An 18,176-nucleotide genomic window follows, 5' to 3' on the forward strand; every position below is an offset into this window, starting at 1 on the left:
GAACTGAGCGAAACGCCATGCCGACCAGCACCACCAGAAAACTCGTGATCCTCGACCGCGACGGCGTGATCAACGTCGACTCCGACGCGTTCATCAAGTCGCCGGACGAATGGGTCGCGATACCCGGCAGCCTCGAAGCCATCGCGCGCCTGAACCAGGCGGGCTATCGCGTCGCGGTGGCGTCGAACCAGTCGGGCATCGGTCGCGGACTGTTCGACATGGCCGCGCTCAACGCCATGCACGCGAAGATGCACCGCCAGGCAGCAGCCGTGGGCGGCCGCATCGACGCCGTGTTCTTCTGCCCGCACACGGCGCAGGACCACTGCGAGTGCCGCAAGCCGCAGCCGGGCATGCTCAAGATGATCGCGGAACGCTTCGAGATCGAACCGGCCGATACCCCGGTCGTGGGCGACTCGCTGCGCGACCTGCAGGCAGGCGCGGCGCTCGGCTTTCGCACGCACCTCGTGCGTTCGGGCAAGGGCGAGAAGACGCTTGCGGCCGGCGGCTTGCCCGAAGGCACGATGATCCACGACGACCTGCGCGCTTTCGCGCTCGACTTTCTCGCGAACGCCCCTGCGTGAAGGCGCAGGCGGTACACGCGAACATTCAACCGGCTCGACCGATGCGCTTTCTCCGCTCCCTGCTGCTGTTCATCTACTTCATCGTCTACACCATGCCGTACGCGACGGCGTGCTTTATCGCGTTCCCGTTCATGAACGCAACGCGGCGCTACTGGATGGCCGTGGGCTGGTGCCGCTCCACCCTCTTCGTTGCGCGCCACCTCAATGGCATTCGCTACCGCATCGAGGGCATGGAGAACCTGCCCAACGGGCCAGCCGTGCTCCTCGCGAAGCACCAGTCGGCATGGGAGACGCTGGCGTTCCCCGCGCTCATGCCGCAGCCGCTGTGCTACGTGTTCAAGCGCGAACTGCTGTTCGTGCCGTTCTTCGGCTGGGCGCTCGGCATGCTGAAGATGGTTCACATCAACCGCAAGGAAGGCAAGAACGCGTTCACCTCGGTGATCCGCCAGGGCAAGCAGCGCATGGCCGAAGGCGCATGGGTGATCATGTTCCCCGAAGGCACGCGCATACCGGTGGGCAAGCAGGGCAAGTACAAGACCGGTGGCCCGCGCTTCGCCATCGAAACGGGTGCGCCCGTGGTGCCGATCGCACACAACGCGGGCCGCGTCTGGCCTCGAAACTCGTTCATCAAATATCCGGGTATAGTCACGGTGTCGATCGGCAAGCCGATCGAGACGACCGGACTCACGCCCGACGAAGTGAACACGCGCGTGCAAACGTGGATCGAAACGGAAATGCGGCGGATCGATCCTGAGGCGTATCGCGAAACGGATGGCGCAGCGGCGAAAGCGGCACGGATTTGAGGCGCAGAGCGTGCTCTTCGGGCGCGCGCGAAGCGTTGCAGCGCGGCTGTGGGCGCTGCTCGCCGCACGGCTGGACGCGCCGCGCAACATGGCGCCAGAAGCCCCGCGCACACGCCGCGCACGCCCATCCGCACCAGGCCTGACGATGCAGAAGTCCCCCACGCCGCGCCCCAACGCGGCACTCGACAACCGGCAACTCGACTTGCCGCTCTTTGCTGAACCGGCGCCTGCCGTGGCGCCTGATGCTTCCTCCCCCTCTCTCACACCGCAGCCGGCGACTCCGCCCTCGCCTGCAAAGCCCGGCAGGGCGCCGCTTGCGCCCGACGGCACGCGGCTGCGTATTGTCGTGCTGGGTGCGCGCACGCTGCATTACCGGCTCAAGCGCTCGTCGCGCAAATCGATCGGGTTCGTGATCGACGGCAGCGGGCTTGGCATCACGGCGCCCAGGTGGGTCACGATCGCCGATATCGAGACGGCGATCGCCGAGAAGCAGCGGTGGATCTTCGCCAAGCTCGCAGAATGGCAGACGCGCACGGAACAGCGCGCCTTGCCGCGCGTGCAATGGCGCGATGGGGCCGAGCTGCCCTTTCTTGGCAAGCCGGTTACGGTGAAGCTGGGGGCTTCCTTGCTCGCGTTCGATCAGGAGACGCGTGTGCTTGCGTTGCCGCTGCCGCCGCATGCCGACGCGCAGCAGATCAAGGACCGCGTGACTGGATGGCTCCAGGGGGAAGCGACGCGGATATTCGGTGAGCGGCTCGAGGCGTATGCCGGCAAGCTCGGTGTCTCGTTCCGGTCTTATGCGCTTTCTTCGGCGGCGACGCGCTGGGGCAGCTGTTCAAGCGAAGGGAGAATTCGCCTGAACTGGCGGTTGATTCATTTTCCGCTCTCTGTCGTCGACTATGTGGTCGCTCATGAGCTCGCGCACTTGCGGGAGATGAATCACAGCCCAAGGTTCTGGCAGACGGTGGAGTCGATTTTTCCGGAGTTCCGCGAGGCGAGGAAGCAGCTCAAGCAGCATCCGCCCGAGATGGTGCCGGGGATGTGATATCCCCATTGCGAGTCCGCGAATATCAGCCGCACTCCAGTTCATTCGCAGTTCGAAACAATTCCCCGAAGCAACAGGCCGGATTTCGCCAGCCTGTGCCGCGTCCTTACTGCTTGCGCTGAATAAACTCGATCTTGTATCCGTCCGGATCGGTCACGAACGCGATCACCGTCGTCCCATGCTTCATCGGGCCGGCTTCGCGCACCACCGTGCCGCCCTGCTCCTTGATCTTCGCGCAGGCAGCGTAGGCATCCTCCACCTCGACCGCCAGATGGCCGAAGCCCGTCCCGAGATCGTACGAAGCCGTATCCCAGTTATGCGTCAGTTCGATCACGGTGCCGTCGCGCTCGTCCGTATACCCGACGAAGGCCAGCGTGAACTTGCCGTCGGGATAGTCCTCGCGGCGCAGCAGTTTCATGCCGAGCAGTTCGGTATAGAACTTGATCGAGCGATCGAGGTCGCCGACCCGGATCATCGTGTGCAGCAGGCGCATGGTGTACTCCGTTTTGCCGTCGTCAAAAAACGGACTGTACCAAAAACGCGCCGGCCCTGCCGGCGCCGGCAAGATGTGCCGATTTGCTCTAGCATGGACGCCATCCCGAAATGGCTTCGGCAATTTCGCCAGCTAAGTGTAAGCAAAGCGCGTAAGCAAAGCGCGCAAGCAATGAACGTGAGAAACGAGGAGCAGACATGCGAATTCTGGTAGTCGGTGCGGGTGCGACGGGCGGCTATTTCGGCGGCCGGCTCGCCGCTGCGGGGCGTGACGTGACGTTTCTGGTACGCGAGGCGCGCGCCGCGCAACTGCGCGAAGCCGGCCTCGTCATCCGCAGTCCGGCGGGCGATCTCACGCTGCGCGAGCTCAAGACCATCACGCGCGAAGCGCTCGAGTCACAAGGCGGCCAACCGTTCGATCTCGTACTGCTGAGCTGCAAGGCCTACGACCTCGACAACGCCATCGATTCGTTTGCGGCGGCCGTCGGCCCCGACACGCTGATCCTGCCGCTGCTCAACGGCATGCGTCATCTCGAAGTCCTGCAGGCGCGCTTCGGCACGCAGGCGGTGCTGGGCGGCGTGTGCCTGATCGCGTCCACGCTCAACGACAAGCGCGAGATCGTGCAACTGAACGACGTGCAGGCCATTACGTTCGGCGAACTCGGCGGCGGCGTCACGGCGCGCATGCAAGCCGTGGCGGATCAGTTCGGCAATGCCGGTTTCAATGTGAAGGCGAGCGATCACATCCTTCAGGAGATGTGGGAGAAGTGGGTGTTCCTCGCGTCGCTTGCGGGCAGCACGTGTCTTTTCCGCGCGCCCATTGGCGCGATTCTCGCCACGCCCGACGGCGCCGCGATCATCGAGCGGCTGTTCGCCGAATGCCGTGCGATCGCAGCCGGACACGGCCACGCCGTGCGCGACAGCTTCCTCGAGCGTTCGCGCGCGATGCTGTTCGCCAAGGGTTCGCCGCTCACGGCGTCGATGTTGCGCGACGTGCAGAACGGTTCGCGCATCGAGGCCGATCACGTGCTCGGCGACCTGATCGAGCGCGGCGGCGCGGCACAGCAAGCGTCGAACGAGCTTTCGGTGCTGCGCGTCGTCTACAGCCAGCTCAAGGCCTACGAGGCGCAGCGCGCCGAGGCGGCGTAAGCGACGGCCAGCGCACCGGCAAGGCGGCGCACCGCCCACGCATCAAGCGCCGCCAGCCCCTTCCAGCGCCTGCGCGAGGCTCACGTATTCCTCGACGGGCACTTCCTCGGCACGGCGCGCCAGATCGAAGCCTAGCGCGTCGAAATCGAGGCGCTCGCGGTAATCGCCGAGCGTGTTGCGCAGCATCTTGCGGCGTTGCGAGAAGGCGGCCGTCACGAGTTCGCCGAGCAAGGCGTCGTTCACCTTCGGCAGTTCGTGCGGCGCGTAGGGAATCATGCGCACGATCGCCGAATCCACCTTGGGTGGCGGCTGGAACGATTCGGGCGGCACGTCGATCAGCTTGTCGATCACGTAGCGGTACTGCAGCATCACTGTGAGACGGCCGAACGCCTTGCTGCCGGGCTCCGCCACCATGCGCTCGACCACCTCGTTCTGCAGCATGAAGTGCTGGTCGATCACGCGCTCGGCGAACGTCACGAGGTGAAACAGCAGCGGGCTCGAAATGTTGTACGGCAGGTTGCCGACAATGCGCAGCGAAGGCTTCTCGCCCGGCGCCGCGAGCGAGCCGAAGTCGAACGCGAGCGCGTCGCCCGCGTGCAGTTCGAGCAGCGCGCCGAACTTCTTCGTGAGGCGCGCGATCAGGTCGCGGTCCAGTTCGACCGCGTGCAGCGGCGACTCGGGCGTGGCGAGCCGGTCGATGAGCGGCTCGGTGAGCGCGCCGAGACCCGGCCCGATCTCGACCATGCGCTCGCCGCGCTGTGGGCGGATGACGTCGACGATCGAATCGATCACGCCCGTGTCGACGAGGAAGTTCTGGCCGAAGCGCTTGCGCGCGAAGTGGCCCTGGTGTTGTCTGCTGCTGTTGGACATCTTCTCTGGAATCAATCAGATGGCGCGCCGGTGGCGCGCCATCGAAACGGCGGTATCGAGGGCGGCGATCAGGCTGCCCGCGTCCGCGCGGCCGGTGCCGGCGAGGTCGAGCGCGGTGCCATGATCGACCGAAGTGCGCACGATCGGCAAGCCGAGCGTGACGTTGATGCCTTCGCCGAACGTCGCGTATTTCAGGACCGGCAGGCCCTGGTCGTGGAACATCGCCAGCACGCAGTCGGCGTCCTTGAGGTAGCGCGGCTGGAACAGCGTGTCGGCGGGATACGGGCCGCGCGCGTCGATGCCTTGCGCGGCGGCGGCGGCCAGCGCCGGCGCAATCACGTCGATCTCCTCGCGCCCCAGGTAGCCATTCTCGCCCGCATGCGGGTTCAGGCCGGTCACGAGGATGCGCGGCAGCGGCACGCCGAAATGATGGCGCAAGTCATGGTCGATGATGCCCAGGGTTTCGACGAGCCCCTCGACGGTGAGCGCCGCCGCAACGTCCTTGAGCGGCAAATGCGTGGTGGCGAGCGCGACGCGCAGCGGGCGCGCGCCAGTGCCCGCCAGCATCATGACCACGCGCGGCGTGTGCGTGCGTTCGGCGAGGTATTCGGTGTGGCCGGTGAAGGGCACGCCGGCGTCGTTGATGGTGCTCTTTTGCAGCGGCGCGGTGACGATGGCGTCGAATTCGCCAGCCAGTGCGCCGTCGATGGCGCGGTCCAGCAGCGCCAGCACATAGCGGCCGTTGGCGGCGTCGAGCTTGCCGGGCCTGGCGGGCGTCGCGAGCGCGACATGTTCGACCTGCACGGGCTGGTTCGCCAGCACGGCAGCCCAGTCGACGTTCGCGGCCTGTGCGCGCGCTTCGAGCAGCGCGCTGTCGCCGAGCACGACGAACTGCGCGTCGGGCCAGTGCGCCGAAGCGCCCGCCAGCGCGGCGGCGGTCAGCTCGGGGCCGACGCCGGCCGGCTCACCCGTGGTGATGGCAATGCGGACCGGCCCCGCCCTCCGCGGAGCCGGCGACGACGATGCGGAGGCATTCATGGCTCGATCCCTCGATGACGCTTAGTTGTGCGGCGGCGTCATGCCCGCAATCTTGTAATCGACGTAGGCGCTGTCGCGCAGCTGACGCAGCCAGTCGGCGTAGGCCTGCTCCGCCTTGCGCTGGCCGATGGCCTGGCGCGCGAGTTCCATTTGCTGCGCGACCGAGCCTTCGGCGTCGCGGCGGCCCAGCACCTGGATCAGGTGGTAGCCGTACTCGGTGCGTACCGGCTCGCTCAACTGGCCGTCCTGCAGCGTATTCATGGCGCGCTCGAATTCAGGCACGGTTTCACCCGGGCTGATCCAGCCGAGGTCGCCGCCCTGCGAGGCCGAGCCGTCCTGCGAGTAGGTGCGCGCGAACTTGGCGAAGTCGCCGCCCGCCGCGATTTCCTGGCGGATTTCCAGCAGCTTCTGGCGTGCCTGGGGCTCGGACATGCCGTCGCCCACACGCAGCAGGATGTGGCGCACGTGCGTTTGCACGAGCTTGGGCGCGTCGGCGGCTGTGCCCTGGCCCTGACGGCGCTCGACGAGGCGCACGATTTCGAAGCCGTCGTTGGTGCGGATCACCGAGGGGCTCACCTCGCCCGGACGCAGCGTGGAAGCGGCGGTCACGAATTCGGGCGGCAGCTTCGACTGCGCCAGGAAGCCCATGTCGCCGCCCTTGCCCGCATCGCTCGCCTGCGAGTTCGACTTCGCGAGGCTCTCGAACTTGCTGCCCGACTGGGCTTCCTTGAGCAGCGCATTGGCCTTCGCCTGCGCGGCTTCGATGTCGGTTTCCGAGGCGTTCAGCGGCGCCTTGATGAAGATGTGCTGGAAATGCAGGTCGCTCGACTGGCCGGCGTTCGGTCCGCGCTGGCTCGCGATGTAGTTCGCGACTTCGGCGTCGGACACGGTGACCTTGCTGTCCACTTCCTTCTCGCGCAGCTTCGAGAGCGTGAGTTCGGTGCGCGCGTCGCGCGTGAACGTGGTCCACGGCACCCCGGCCGCCTCGATGCGCGCGCGATAGGTGGCGAGATCCATGCCGTTGGCCTGGGCGAGGCGCTCCAGCGTGCGCTGCACGGCCGTGTCGTCTACGGTGATGCCGTCTTCCTTGGCCTTCTGGAGCTGGATGCGTTCGAGCACCATCTGGTTGAGCACCTGCGCGCGCAACTGCTCCTCGGGCGGAACCGGCGCGTTTTGCTGCTGCAGCCGGTGAACAATCATTTCGGCGCGGCTGTCGAGCTCGCGCTGCGTGATCACGCCGTCATTGACGACTGCGGCGATCGTGTCGACCGTCTGGCCGTTGTCGGCAGCCGGGAGACCTTGAGCTTGCGCCGGCGCGGCCGGCAACACGCCTGCAACGGCGAAGAGACTCGCAGCGTACGCTGCCAGGCGAAGCTTTTTCATGATTCCCACAGATACTCCAATGTTGGCGGGCACGCTTCGCCCGTCTCTATGCAACCGACACCGCGTTGCCCCGAGGCGCCTTGCGCGCAGCAATGCGCTCCGGATCACGCGTTATTGATAATCAGTGAAGCGCGAATCTGGCGGCGCCTGACCCGGCAGCTGCGTGTACCCCGGCACTGCCGTCCTGAACGCAGCCACCAGCCCGTTGTCGACGTTCGACAGTCCCTTGAGCGTAAGCTGCGCGAGAAACCGCGTTGACGAATTCGGCGTGCCCGACGTATTGAGGCCGTTCGCGTAACGCTGCAGGCCGATCCCGAGCACCCAGCAGTCGGCGTCGTACTGCATGCCGACCAGGCCGTCGACGATCCGATGGCCGTTCAGATCGTAATTGAAGCGGCCCACGGCGTACACCCGGTGCGAGAACGGCCACTGAGCCGAGATCAGAATCTGGTTGATCGGCTGGAAGTCGAGCGTGGTGTTCGCGCGCGTGTAGCGGTAGGCCACGTTCAGCACGCGGCTCGTTCCCGGGCTGTACCCGAAACCGACGCTCGCCTTGGTGAGCTGGTTGCTGTCGGCATTATATTGGAACGCCGTTTCCGAAGCGAAACCGGCCCCGATTTTCAGGGCGGCGCCCGCAATCAGGTCGGAATGTGTCGCCTGATTCGTGGTCTCGCCCGGGTTGAGCGTGACGCGCTGATCCTGGAAGTAGTACTGCTGCGCGATCACGAAGCGCGCGCGCTCGTCGCCCGAAGCCGCGTCGATGAAGCGCGTGGTGAGCGCGGCCGTAATGCGGTTCGCGTCGGCAATGCGGTCGTTGCCGACGAAGGTGTTCGGCGTGAAGATTTCCGCGAGACCGAAGTCCGACTCGGCGGTGTCGAAAAGGGGCGCGAACTGCTGGTTGCGATACGGCGTGTACACGTAGTACAGGCGCGGTTCCAGGGTCTGGATGTAATCCTGACCGAACAGGTGGACCGAGCGGTCGAATATGAGGCCCGTGTCGAAGCTGAAGGTCGGGATCGATTCGGTGAAGCTCTTCGGCGTGCCGACAGGCGAGCCGAAGGTCGTGCCCGCCGGGCCGATGTTGCTCAGGTTGTACGACGCGAAGTGCCACTGCACCTTCGGCGTGACGAAGTAACCCGGCCCCATCAAGGAGTACGACACGTACGGATTGAAGACGACGCGGTCGCCTTCGGTCGCATTGTCTTCCGTGATGCGGAAGCGCGAGTAGTCGGCTTCCATGCCGTAGTCGAAGCCGCCGACGTTGTACTTCGCGTACTTCACGTTCAACTGCGGCTCGCGGCCGTACGGCGGCGTCGACGACTCGACCGTCTGCCAGTGCTGGTAGCGGCCCAGCACGGACCACGGCCCGTTGTTGTACGTGAGGCCGGCTTCCTGCTGGTACAGCGTCTGCGTGCCGTTCAGGAACTGGTTGGCCGGCGACGACAGGTCGGACGGATAGGTATTGTCCGAGACCTTGTTGTAATAGACGTAACCGCCGAACCCGTTGCCGAAGTTCTGGTTGTGCTGGATGAACAGCGCGTAGCGGTTCGTCTTCGTGATCGCGTCGTCCGGCAGGAAGGTCCCGGTGATCGAACCCGAGTAATTCGTCGAGAGATACCGGTAGTTGCCCTGCAGGAACACGCCGCGCTTCGAGATGATCTCGGGCGTGAACGTGAAGTCGCGGTTCGGCGCGATGTTGAAGTAATACGGCAGCGAGATTTCGTAGCCGTTCGTCGAGCTGACCGAGAACGTCGGCGGCAACAGGCCGCTGCGCCGATCGCCCGAAAGCGGAAACGACAGCCACGGGCTCGCGAAGATCGGCACGTCCTGGAAAAACAGCACGGCGTTATGCGCGACGCCTTCGTCGCTGCCGGTATCGAAATCGAACTCGCTGCCCTTGATGTACCAGGCCGGATTGGTCGAGCAGTGGCACGCAGTGTAGGTGCCGGTCGTGAGCACCGAGCGCTCGCTGTCCAGCAGGTCGGCGCGCGCGGCGCTGCCCGAGCCGCCCGTCAGCGTGAAATGGTACTTCGGCGCGGGCATGAAGCCCTCGTTCGCCTCGACCTTCAAATGCGCCTCTGGCCCCGAGAACGTCGTGCCGTTCTGCACGACCACGACATTGCCGTAGGCATTGGCCATGTCGGTGTCCTGGTCGTAGTGCAGGGCGTCGCCCTTCACCACGTTCGAACCCTGGCGCAGCTCCGCGGCCCCTTTCACGGCGAGGTCGGTGTCGACCGTACCGGTCGTCGAATCGCCGAGCACGAAGGTCGCCGGGTGCTGGCCCGACGCGTTGGGGTGATCCTCGAGCTGCGGCGCAAGCCGCAAGCCCCACGGGCCGTCCAGCTGCTGGGGCTGCGCGGCCTCGCCCGAGAGCTGGGCGTGCGCGAGCGCGGGCACCAGACCCGGTACGGCCAGGAGTGCCGCGATGAGCCGCCGCTTGCCCGGCACGCCGTCGTCACTAGGGGAGATCGTCTGGAAAAACTGTCTGGGCGGCATGTATGGTTTTGGCGAATCGGCCCGGCCGCCTGCCCTCTCCATGATGGCGGCCCGCCTGGGCACCCGCCTCCCGATGAACCGGATCGAGGCCGGGCTGCAAACAATTAATTACAATTCATCGAACCCTGGAGCGACGATGAATGCGGCGAGCGAACCGTCATGCGGGCTTTGGCGCGAGTCGCGTCAAAAAAGTCGTGGGGTATTATATGGCAAGACGTTGATCCACTGATTTTGCCTCTGGCTTTCATGACCTTTTCCGCCGCGCATTCTTCCGCCGCCTCGCCTGCTGACAGCCGCCGCGATCTGCTCGCCGCCTGGCTTCGCAGCCACGCCGGGCAGTACGCCCTCGACCTCGCAACGCTCGCCCCGGCCTCGGCCGACGCGAGCTTTCGGCGCTATTTCCGCCTCGCGAGCGCGGGCGCGCACGGCGCGACGCTGATCGCCGTCGACGCCCCGCCGCCCGAAAAGAGCCGCGAATTCGCCCAGATCGCAGAGTGGCTCGAGGCGGCCGGCGTACACGTGCCGCGCGTGCTCGAAGCCGATTTCGACGCGGGCTTCATGCTCGTGACCGATCTCGGCACCGCGCCCTACCTGAAAGCGCTGCAGGAAGCCGGCCCGGGCGCGCGCTCGCGCGAGCTGATGCACGACGCCATCGACGCGCTGATCCGCTGGCAGCTCAGCTCGCGCCCGGGCGTGCTGCCGGACTTCGACGAAGCCTTCATGCGCCGCGAGATGGAGCTGATGCCCGAGTGGTATCTGGTGCGCCATCTGGGCCGCACGGTGGACGAAGCCACGCGCGGCGTGCTCGATCGCACCTTCGCCCTGCTCGTGGCGAGCGCCCGTGCGCAGCCGCAAACCTTCATGCTGCGCGATTTCATGCCCCGCAACCTGATGATCGCCACGCCCAACCCCGGCGTGCTCGATTTCCAGGACGCCGTGCACGGCCCGATCACCTACGACGTCGTCTCGCTGCTGCGCGACGCGTTCCTGAGCTGGGACGAGGCGTTCGAGCTCGACTGCTTCGCGCACTACTGGGAGCGCGCCAAGAAGGCCGGACTGCCCGTCGATGCCGACTTCGGCGAGTTCTACCGCCAGCTCGAGTGGATGGGCCTGCAGCGCCACATCAAGGTGCTTGGCCTCTTCTGCCGCATCAACTATCGCGACGCCAAACCGCATTACATGGCCGACCTGCCGCGCTTTCTCGCCTACGCGAGCAAGGTCGCGCACCGCTACCGCCCGCTCGCGCCGTTCGCGCGGCTCATCGACGAGCTGCAGGGCAGCGCCGTCGAAGTCGCTTACACCTTCTGAAACGGGCCGTCATGACCCAATCGAATCACACGCCGGCCAGGGCGGGCCACGGCCGCACCGCCATGATCTTCGCCGCGGGACGCGGCGAACGCATGCGCCCGCTCACCGACACCTGCCCGAAGCCGCTCCTCGCCGTGGGCGGCAAACCGCTCGTCGTGTGGCAGATCGAGCGGCTCGCCGCGGCGGGCTACACGCGCATCGTCATCAATCACGCGTGGCTTGGCGCGCAGATCGAAGCCGCGCTCGGCGACGGCGCACGCTTTGGCGTGACGCTCCTCTATTCACCCGAGCACGAGGCGCTCGAAACGGCGGGCGGCATTGCCAGCGCGCTGCCGCTCATCGAGTCGGCAGGCGCGCCCGAGGTATTCCTCGCGGTGAGCGGCGACATCTACAGCGCCTACGATTTCGCGCGCCTGAACACGCACGCGCAGGCACTCGCGGCGCAAGCGCAGCCGGGCATGCATCTCGTGATGGTGCCGAACCCGCCGTTCCACCCGAAGGGCGACTTCGCGCTGGGCGTGGACGGCCGGCTCGCGCTCGAAGGCGCGCCGCGCTACACGTTCGGCAATATCGGCCTCTATGACACGCGCATGTTCCGCGATCTCGCACCCGGCACGAAGCGCGCGCTCACGCCGTACTATCGCGAGGCGATCGCGCAAGGACGCGTGAGCGGCGAGCTATACGAAGGCATATGGGAAAACGTCGGCACGCCCGAGCAGCTCGAAGCGCTCGACGCCGCGCTGCGCACCCCGACTGGCGCGCGCCACGGCTGAAACCGGCCACGCAACGCGCCGGGCAAACGCGGCGCGGGGCGCTTTACTTCCCTGCCGCCGCCGGCAACTCCGCTTGTCCCTGCACCTGCCCCTGTTGTGACTGGGGCGCCTCGCCCGCCTTCTGCTGCTGAAGCGCCCACATCTGCGCATAGTGTCCGCCCGCGTGCAGCAATTGCGCATGCGTGCCGCGCTCGACGATGCGCCCGTGATCCATCACGATGATCTGCTGCGCGTGCACGACCGTCGAGAGCCGGTGCGCGATCACGAGCGTCGTGCGCTCGCGCGCGATCTGGTCGAGCTCGTGCTGGATGGCGCGCTCCGAGCGCGAATCGAGCGCTGACGTCGCCTCGTCGAACAGCAGGATCGGCGGATTCTTGAGCAGCGTGCGCGCGATCGCCACGCGCTGCTTCTCGCCGCCCGAAAGCTTGAGGCCGCGCTCGCCTACGGGCGTGTCGTAGCCCTTGGGCAGGCTCTCGATGAACGCATGAATGTGCGCCGCGCGCGCCGCCGCGATGACTTCCTCGCGGCTCGCAGTCGGCCGGCCATAGGCGATGTTGTAGTAGATCGAGTCGTTGAACAGCACCGTGTCCTGCGGCACGATGCCGATCGAGGCGCGCAACGAATCCTGCGTCACATCGCGGATATCCTGGCCGTCGATCGTAATCGCTCCGCCGCTCGCTCGATCGAGATCGTAGAAGCGGAACAGGAGCCGCGCGAGCGTGGATTTACCCGAGCCGCTATGCCCCACCACGGCCGTGGTCGTGCCCGCCGCAATCGTGAAGCTCAGGTCGTGCAGAATCTGGCGCGACGGTTCGTACGCGAAATTCACGTGCGCAAAGCGCACCTCGCCGCCGCGCACCGCGAGCGGCTGCGCGCCGGGCACGTCGGCCACTTCACGCTCGACGGTGAGCAGCGTGAACATGCGGTCCATGTCGGTGAGGCTTTGCTTGAGCTCGCGATACACCACGCCGAGAAAATTCAGCGGAATATAGAGCTGCAGCATGAAGGTGTTGATGAGTACGAGGTCGCCGAGCGTGAGCCGCCCCGCCATCACGCCCAGCGTGGCGCGCCAGAGGATGAACACGAGCCCGGTGCCGATGATCGCCTGCTGTCCGAAGTTCAGCGCGGAAAGCGAATGCTGCGACTTGATCGCGGCCTGCCGGTAGCGGTGCAGGTTTTCGTCATAGCGCTTCGTCTCCCACTCTTCGTTGCCGAAGTACTTCACGGTCTCGTAGTTGATGAGCGAATCGATCGCGCGTGCGTTGGCGCGCGAATCGAGCTCGTTCATCGTGCGGCGATAATGCGTGCGCCACTCCGTCACCTTCACCGTGAACGCGATGTACGCCACGAGCGCGATGAGCGTGACGATCGCGTAGTACGCCTCGTACTTCACTACGAAGAAGCCAAGCACGAGGCCCACTTCCACGAGCGTCGGCAGGATGCTGTAGAGCGAGTACGAAATGAGTTGCGTAATGCCGCGCGTGCCGCGCTCGATGTCGCGCGACATGCCGCCCGTCTGCCGTTCGAGGTGAAAGCGCAGCGAGAGCGCATGCAGATGGCGGAACACCTTGAGCGCGAGCTGGCGCACGGCGCTCTCGGTCACCTTCGAAAAGAGGATTTCGCGCAGTTCGGTGAAAAGCGAAGTCGACAGACGCACGACGGCGTACGCCACCACGAGCAGTCCGATGCCGCCTGCGAGCACGATGCCGGGCGCGTGCTCCGCACGACCGAGCGCCGTGAGATGGCGCACCGAAGCGAGGCCGTCGACGATGTGCTTCATCACGATCGGCACGCCGAGGTTGGCCACCTTCGCGCCGATCAGGCAGGTGAGCGCGAACGCCACGCGCCATTTGTAGGCCGTGAGGTAAGGCAGCAGCGAGACGATCGTCTGCCAGTCGTTGCGCGGCCCGGTGGCGGGCAGCGCGGGTTCGTTGGAAGCGGGAAAGCGGCGCATGGGGCAAGCGGCGAGATGCCCGTGCCATGCGGTGCGCGAAGGCCGGTTCGGAGACCGGAGCCTCGCGCGGTGCAAACGGCACGGCGAGTCATGTGGGGTGGTCGGCGACGGGTTTCGCGAAGGTGGAGGGCTCTGATCGACCCGCCCGCCGCGCCTCATGCTTTCCCGTACAATTCCTGATCGACGTATTGTCGCAGAAGGCGGCGCGCGCCGCTGAGCGCCCCACGCCGGCCGCGCCGGCCCCGGGCCGCGCGGCAACGCCTTGCGCCGTTCGATCCCTTTTCATGGAAGCCCGATGACCGACTCCTTCCCGCTCCCCCAAAAATCGCCTGCGCTGCGCGTCGTGCCGCAGCCTTCGGACGCCAACGTTCACGGCGACGTCTTCGGCGGCTGGATCATGGCCCAGGTCGATATTGCCGGCTCGATTCCGGCTAGCCGCCGCGCCAACGGACGCGTCGCGACCGTCGCGGTGAACTCGTTCGTGTTCAAGCAGCCGGTGTTCGTGGGCGACCTGCTGAGTTTCTACGCCGGGATCGTCAAGACCGGCAACACCTCGGTGACCGTCGAGGTCGAGGTATACGCGCAGCGCATGCGCCTCCAGGAGGAAGTCGTCAAGGTGACGGAAGCCACGCTCACCTATGTCGCGACCGGCGCGGACCGCCGCCCGCGTCAGCTGCCGCCGATCGAATAACGGCAACCGCCGGGGCAACCGCGAACGCCCGGCCATGGCGCCGGGCTCAACCTGTCCACGCGAGCCCGGGCGCTTCCTCGCAGGTTGCGCTCGCGCGCAACAGCGCCGCGGCCTCGTCGCCGGGCAGCGGCGGCGCGAAGAAGTAGCCTTGCAGCTCGTCGCACGCGCGCTCGCGCAGGAAGGCGAACTGCGCCGAGGTCTCCACCCCTTCCGCGATCACCTGCAACTGCAGCTCGTGCGCAAGCGCGATGATGGCCGCCGTGATCGTTTCGTCGTCGCTGCTCGTGCCGATGTCGGCCACGAACGAGCGGTCGATCTTGAGCCGGTCCACAGGCAGGCGCTTCAGGTAGCTCAGGCTCGAATAGCCGGTGCCGAAGTCGTCGATGGCAATGCCGATGCCGAGCGCGTGCAGCTCGTTCAACATCGACACGGCTTCTTCGGCATTACGCATGAGCGTGCTCTCGGTCAGCTCGATTTCGAGCCAGCAGGCTTGCAGCCCGGTTTCGTGCAGCACGTCCTTCACCAGTTGCGCAATGTCGCGCTGGTGGAACGTCTTCGCCGAGAAGTTCACGGACACGCGCACGGGCGGCAGTCCCGCGAGCTGCCATGCGCGATTCTGCCGGCAGGCCTCGCGCAGCACCCAGTCGGAAAGCGGGCCGATCAGCCCGCTCTCCTCGGCCACGGGAATGAACTGCGCAGGCGAGACGAGCCCAACCTCCGGATCGCGCCAGCGCACGAGCGCCTCCATGCCGATGATGCGCCCGCCCTCGATTTCCACCTGCGGCTGGTAGTGCAGCAGGAACTCGCTGTCGCGCAGCGCGCGGCGCAGGCGCCGCTCGAGATTCAACCGCGCGCCCACATTCGCGTTCATCTCGGGCTCGAAGAACTGGAACGTGTTGCGGCCCATGTCCTTCGCGCGGTACATCGCGACGTCCGCCTTCTTCATGAGCGTTTCGGCGTCGCTGCCGTCCTGCGGGTAGACGCTCGCGCCCATGCTGCAGCCCACATAGAGCTCGGTACCGTCGATCCACACCGGCTCCGAGATCAGCGAGCGCGCCCGCTCCATCCAGCCGATCAGCGACTTCTCGTCGATGGTGTCGGTGAGCACGATCACGAACTCGTCGCCGCCGTGGCGCGCGACCGTGTCGGTCGTGCGCGTGCAGCGCTGGAGCCGCTCGGCCACCACGCCCAGCAGCCGGTCGCCCACGCTGTGGCCGAGACTGTCGTTGACGTTCTTGAAGCCGTCGAGGTCGATGAACACCACGGCCACGCCCGTGTCGTGCCGCTGCGCCGCGAGCAGTGCGTGCTGGAGACGGTCGCGCAGCAGATTGCGGTTGGGCAGCAGCGTGAGGCTGTCGTAGTTCGCCTGGTATTCGAGCTGCTCCTGATAGCGGATCAGTTCGGTCACGTCGTTGATGATGCCGATGTGATGCGTGATGCGGCCATCGAGATCGGGCACCGGAGCGATCAGCAGCTGGTTCCAGAAGAGCGCGCCGTCCTTGCGGTAGTTGCGCAGCACGGCGCTCACTTCGCGATTGGACAGCAGCGCCTTGCGCACCGCGATGAGTCCGTCCTGATCGCGGTCGTCGCGCTGCAGGAAGCGGCAGTCCTGGCCGATCACCTCGGCCGGATCGAAACCCGTGATGCGGCGAAACGCCGGATTCGCGTACTCGATCAGATTGCTGCCGCCCGGCCCCGGCGCGGTGATCAGAATGGCGTTCACGCACGCGTCGAGCGCGCGGCTTTGCAGGCGCAGCGCGAGGTCGGCGCGCTTGCTTTCGGTCGTGTCCGAGTACGAGCCGAGCACGCCGATCACGCGGCCGTCGCCGTCGAGCAGCGGCAGCTTGCTCGTGAGCGTCGTGCGGTGCAGGCCGTCTATCGTGTGGTTGTCCTCGTAGTTGATGCGCGGCAGCCCCGACTCGATCACTTCGCGATCGTGTTCGCGCATGCCGTCGGCGTAGGCGCGCCACGGCAGATCGTCGTCGGACTTGCCGATAATCTGCTCGGGATACGAAAGGCCCGCGTCCCGCGCGAAGGTCATGTTGCAGCCGAGATAGCGCGATTGCGCGTCCTTCCAGAAGATGCGCTGCGGAATGTTGTCGATCACCGACTCGAGCATCTGGTTCGAGCGCTGCGCCTCCGCTTCGGCCTTGATCTGCTCGGTGACGTCGTCGGCGAGCACGAACACGGCGTCGCGGCCGAGGAAGGTGAGCGAGTGATGCGAGATGTCGGCGCTGATGATCGAGCCGTCGCGGCGGCGATGGTGCCAGATGCCGGCCATCATGCGCACGTTCTGCGTGAGCAGGTCCGAGCGCGTGAGATGTTGCTCGAGCCGCGAGACGTCCTCGGCGGGACGGATATCGCGGATCGTCATCGCGAGGAACTCTTCCTCGCTGTAGCCGTACTGCTGGATCGCGGCGGTGTTCACGGCGAGAAAGCGCAGCGTCTCGCGGTCGAACACGTACATCGGCACCGGATGCGCGTCGAAAAGGCCCTGAAAGCGCTCGCTGCGCAGGCGCATGCCGCTCACGGCGCGCAGCTTTTCGCGGGCGGCGCTCTCGCGCGCGCCGAACGTGTAGATGATGAGCGTCGCGCCCGCGAGCATCGTCACGATCAGCAGCAACAGCGCGCGGCCGCCCGAGCGCGCCGAGTCGGCAAGCGCGGCGGCAAGCGCCAGTTCCTCGGCGCGTTGCAGCGACGCGAACTGCCCGTCGAGCTGGTCCACGAGATTGTCGAGGCGGATGTATTCGCCGGCGAGCCACGCGGCAGTGACGGTCGACGGCGCCGCCGGGTCAGGCAGCGCAGCGGTCGCCGTGTCGGGGTTCTGGGCGCCGTTCGCCGCGCCGCTCCCGACAGCCGGTGCCACGGTTAGCGTATCCAGCGTCACGGCGCTCGCCGCCTCATCCGCCGCGGGGTGCAGCGGCAAGATCGTGCCGGTCACGACATGACCGGCCATGCGCGCGTCGGCGCTCCCGGCTTGAATCGTCTTCGCGGCGGCCTCGCGCGCGCCCCACGGCGCTGCGGGCGAGCGCGCGGCGTTGGCGGGCATTGCCGTGCCGAATTCCTGGCTGGCCGCACCGTCAACCAGCACAGCCTGCGCTGCCACGGTCCCGCTCGCCCCCGCCGCCACGGCCGCCTGCCCGCGCTCGTCGGCAACGCGCTGCCCGGCGCGCGCAAGCGTCACGTCGATCTCGCCCGCAATCGCGGCGCCCTGCGCCGCCAGCGCGTCGAAACGGGCGGCGAGGGCGGCGTTGCCGGCCAGTTCCGCGCGCAGCGCGCGGGCGGTCGCGTCGAGCGAGGCGGTGCGCGCCTCGTGCGCGGCGGCTGACTCCGGCCGGCCCTGCACCGCGAAACGGCCCAGCGCGCTCACGCCGCTGCCAAGCGCATCGCGATAGCGGTCGAGGTCGTGGTGGATCGCCACCGCCTGGCTCGCGCGCCGGTCGATCTCGCGCTGACCGTCGATTTGCGTCCACGCGACAAAAGCGTTCGCGCCAACGGCCGCCGCGACGACGGCCAGATTGATGAGTTGGCGCTTCGAAAAAAGAAGGTTCATGAATGCCGAGCGTCGTTCGCGCCCGCGCCGTAAGCGCGGG

15 protein-coding genes are annotated in these 18,176 nt (G+C 66.7%); 8 read left to right on the plus strand and 7 right to left on the minus strand.

What is annotated here, in order from left to right:
- Positions 1-17: 17 nt before the first annotated feature.
- The 3 genes from gmhB (at position 18) to C7411_RS11230 (ending at position 2,429) form a co-directional block, all read left to right on the plus strand.
- The gene (gene gmhB, locus C7411_RS11220; RefSeq protein ID WP_110384376.1) at positions 18-581 is read left to right on the plus strand and encodes a D-glycero-beta-D-manno-heptose 1,7-bisphosphate 7-phosphatase; all 564 of its coding nucleotides are present in this window, start codon (positions 18-20) and stop codon (positions 579-581) included.
- A gap of 41 nt (positions 582-622) precedes the next feature.
- Positions 623-1,384, plus strand: coding sequence for a lysophospholipid acyltransferase family protein (locus C7411_RS11225; protein WP_110384377.1), 762 nt, complete (start codon positions 623-625; stop codon positions 1,382-1,384).
- Between the two features lie 145 nt (positions 1,385-1,529).
- The gene (locus C7411_RS11230; RefSeq protein WP_110384420.1) at positions 1,530-2,429 is read left to right on the plus strand and encodes a M48 family metallopeptidase; all 900 of its coding nucleotides are present in this window, start codon (positions 1,530-1,532) and stop codon (positions 2,427-2,429) included.
- A gap of 106 nt (positions 2,430-2,535) precedes the next feature.
- Here the strand turns inward: C7411_RS11230 and gloA are convergent, their stop codons facing one another.
- Positions 2,536-2,922, minus strand: a complete 387-nt coding sequence (gloA, locus tag C7411_RS11235; protein WP_042266363.1) for a lactoylglutathione lyase — start codon at positions 2,920-2,922, stop codon at positions 2,536-2,538.
- A gap of 197 nt (positions 2,923-3,119) precedes the next feature.
- Between gloA and panE the strand changes: the two genes are divergently transcribed.
- Entirely contained in the window at positions 3,120-4,070 is a 951-nt protein-coding gene (gene panE, locus C7411_RS11240; protein ID WP_110384378.1) for a 2-dehydropantoate 2-reductase, read from the plus strand.
- A 42-nt stretch (positions 4,071-4,112) separates the two neighbouring features.
- Here the strand turns inward: panE and rsmA are convergent, their stop codons facing one another.
- The 4 genes from rsmA to C7411_RS11260 form a co-directional block, all read right to left on the minus strand.
- Complete coding sequence (gene rsmA, locus C7411_RS11245) at positions 4,113-4,940, minus strand: 16S rRNA (adenine(1518)-N(6)/adenine(1519)-N(6))-dimethyltransferase RsmA (protein WP_110384379.1); 828 nt, start codon at positions 4,938-4,940, stop codon at positions 4,113-4,115.
- Between the two features lie 15 nt (positions 4,941-4,955).
- Complete coding sequence (gene pdxA / locus C7411_RS11250; RefSeq protein WP_110384380.1) at positions 4,956-5,978, minus strand: 4-hydroxythreonine-4-phosphate dehydrogenase PdxA; 1,023 nt, start codon at positions 5,976-5,978, stop codon at positions 4,956-4,958.
- 21 nt (positions 5,979-5,999) lie between these two features.
- Complete coding sequence (locus tag C7411_RS11255) at positions 6,000-7,361, minus strand: peptidylprolyl isomerase (protein ID WP_110384381.1); 1,362 nt, start codon at positions 7,359-7,361, stop codon at positions 6,000-6,002.
- 111 nt (positions 7,362-7,472) lie between these two features.
- On the minus strand, positions 7,473-9,857 hold the full coding sequence (locus C7411_RS11260; protein WP_110384382.1) for an LPS-assembly protein LptD: 2,385 nt from the start codon (positions 9,855-9,857) through the stop codon (positions 7,473-7,475).
- On the opposite strand from C7411_RS11260, the gene C7411_RS37420 reads away from it, so the two are divergent.
- The 3 genes from C7411_RS37420 (at position 9,787) to murU (ending at position 11,938) form a co-directional block, all read left to right on the plus strand.
- Complete coding sequence (locus tag C7411_RS37420; protein WP_165822776.1) at positions 9,787-10,086, plus strand: hypothetical protein; 300 nt, start codon at positions 9,787-9,789, stop codon at positions 10,084-10,086. The genes C7411_RS11260 and C7411_RS37420 overlap by 71 nt on opposite strands.
- 17 nt (positions 10,087-10,103) lie before the next feature.
- A complete protein-coding gene (locus C7411_RS11265) occupies positions 10,104-11,165 on the plus strand; it encodes an aminoglycoside phosphotransferase family protein (RefSeq protein ID WP_110384383.1) in 1,062 nt (353 codons plus the stop codon).
- 62 nt (positions 11,166-11,227) lie between these two features.
- Complete coding sequence (gene murU, locus C7411_RS11270) at positions 11,228-11,938, plus strand: N-acetylmuramate alpha-1-phosphate uridylyltransferase MurU (RefSeq protein WP_110384421.1); 711 nt, start codon at positions 11,228-11,230, stop codon at positions 11,936-11,938.
- Positions 11,939-11,981: 43 nt separating this feature from the next.
- On the opposite strand, the gene C7411_RS11275 is transcribed toward murU, so the two are convergent.
- Positions 11,982-13,892, minus strand: a complete 1,911-nt coding sequence (locus tag C7411_RS11275) for an ABCB family ABC transporter ATP-binding protein/permease (RefSeq protein ID WP_110384384.1) — start codon at positions 13,890-13,892, stop codon at positions 11,982-11,984.
- Between the two features lie 295 nt (positions 13,893-14,187).
- On the opposite strand from C7411_RS11275, the gene C7411_RS11280 reads away from it, so the two are divergent.
- A complete protein-coding gene (locus tag C7411_RS11280; protein ID WP_042266376.1) occupies positions 14,188-14,583 on the plus strand; it encodes an acyl-CoA thioesterase in 396 nt (131 codons plus the stop codon).
- 46 nt (positions 14,584-14,629) lie between these two features.
- Here the strand turns inward: C7411_RS11280 and C7411_RS11285 are convergent, their stop codons facing one another.
- Positions 14,630-18,136 carry an EAL domain-containing protein gene (locus tag C7411_RS11285; RefSeq protein ID WP_243413120.1) on the minus strand — a complete coding sequence of 1,169 codons (3,507 nt, stop codon included), beginning with the start codon at positions 18,134-18,136 and terminating at the stop codon, positions 14,630-14,632.
- Between the last annotated feature and the right edge of the window lie 40 nt (positions 18,137-18,176).

This window comes from Paraburkholderia silvatlantica (assembly GCF_003096715.1).
In the GTDB taxonomy this organism is placed as follows: domain Bacteria; phylum Pseudomonadota; class Gammaproteobacteria; order Burkholderiales; family Burkholderiaceae; genus Paraburkholderia; species Paraburkholderia silvatlantica.

What these genes read in the sequence shown, in the direction of transcription:
- gmhB (WP_110384376.1), top strand. Translation starts at nt 18, where the DNA reads ATGCCGACCAGCACCACCAGAAAACTCGTGATCCTCGACCGCGACGGC.
- C7411_RS11225 (WP_110384377.1), top strand. Translation starts at nt 623, where the DNA reads ATGCGCTTTCTCCGCTCCCTGCTGCTGTTCATCTACTTCATCGTCTAC.
- C7411_RS11230 (WP_110384420.1), top strand. Translation starts at nt 1,530, where the DNA reads ATGCAGAAGTCCCCCACGCCGCGCCCCAACGCGGCACTCGACAACCGG.
- gloA (WP_042266363.1), bottom strand. Translation starts at nt 2,922, where the DNA reads ATGCGCCTGCTGCACACGATGATCCGGGTCGGCGACCTCGATCGCTCG.
- panE (WP_110384378.1), top strand. Translation starts at nt 3,120, where the DNA reads ATGCGAATTCTGGTAGTCGGTGCGGGTGCGACGGGCGGCTATTTCGGC.
- rsmA (WP_110384379.1), bottom strand. Translation starts at nt 4,940, where the DNA reads ATGTCCAACAGCAGCAGACAACACCAGGGCCACTTCGCGCGCAAGCGC.
- pdxA (WP_110384380.1), bottom strand. Translation starts at nt 5,978, where the DNA reads ATGAATGCCTCCGCATCGTCGTCGCCGGCTCCGCGGAGGGCGGGGCCG.
- C7411_RS11255 (WP_110384381.1), bottom strand. Translation starts at nt 7,361, where the DNA reads ATGAAAAAGCTTCGCCTGGCAGCGTACGCTGCGAGTCTCTTCGCCGTT.
- C7411_RS37420 (WP_165822776.1), top strand. Translation starts at nt 9,787, where the DNA reads ATGAGCCGCCGCTTGCCCGGCACGCCGTCGTCACTAGGGGAGATCGTC.
- C7411_RS11260 (WP_110384382.1), bottom strand. Translation starts at nt 9,857, where the DNA reads ATGCCGCCCAGACAGTTTTTCCAGACGATCTCCCCTAGTGACGACGGC.
- C7411_RS11265 (WP_110384383.1), top strand. Translation starts at nt 10,104, where the DNA reads ATGACCTTTTCCGCCGCGCATTCTTCCGCCGCCTCGCCTGCTGACAGC.
- murU (WP_110384421.1), top strand. Translation starts at nt 11,228, where the DNA reads ATGATCTTCGCCGCGGGACGCGGCGAACGCATGCGCCCGCTCACCGAC.
- C7411_RS11275 (WP_110384384.1), bottom strand. Translation starts at nt 13,892, where the DNA reads ATGCGCCGCTTTCCCGCTTCCAACGAACCCGCGCTGCCCGCCACCGGG.
- C7411_RS11280 (WP_042266376.1), top strand. Translation starts at nt 14,188, where the DNA reads ATGACCGACTCCTTCCCGCTCCCCCAAAAATCGCCTGCGCTGCGCGTC.
- C7411_RS11285 (WP_243413120.1), bottom strand. Translation starts at nt 18,136, where the DNA reads ATGAACCTTCTTTTTTCGAAGCGCCAACTCATCAATCTGGCCGTCGTC.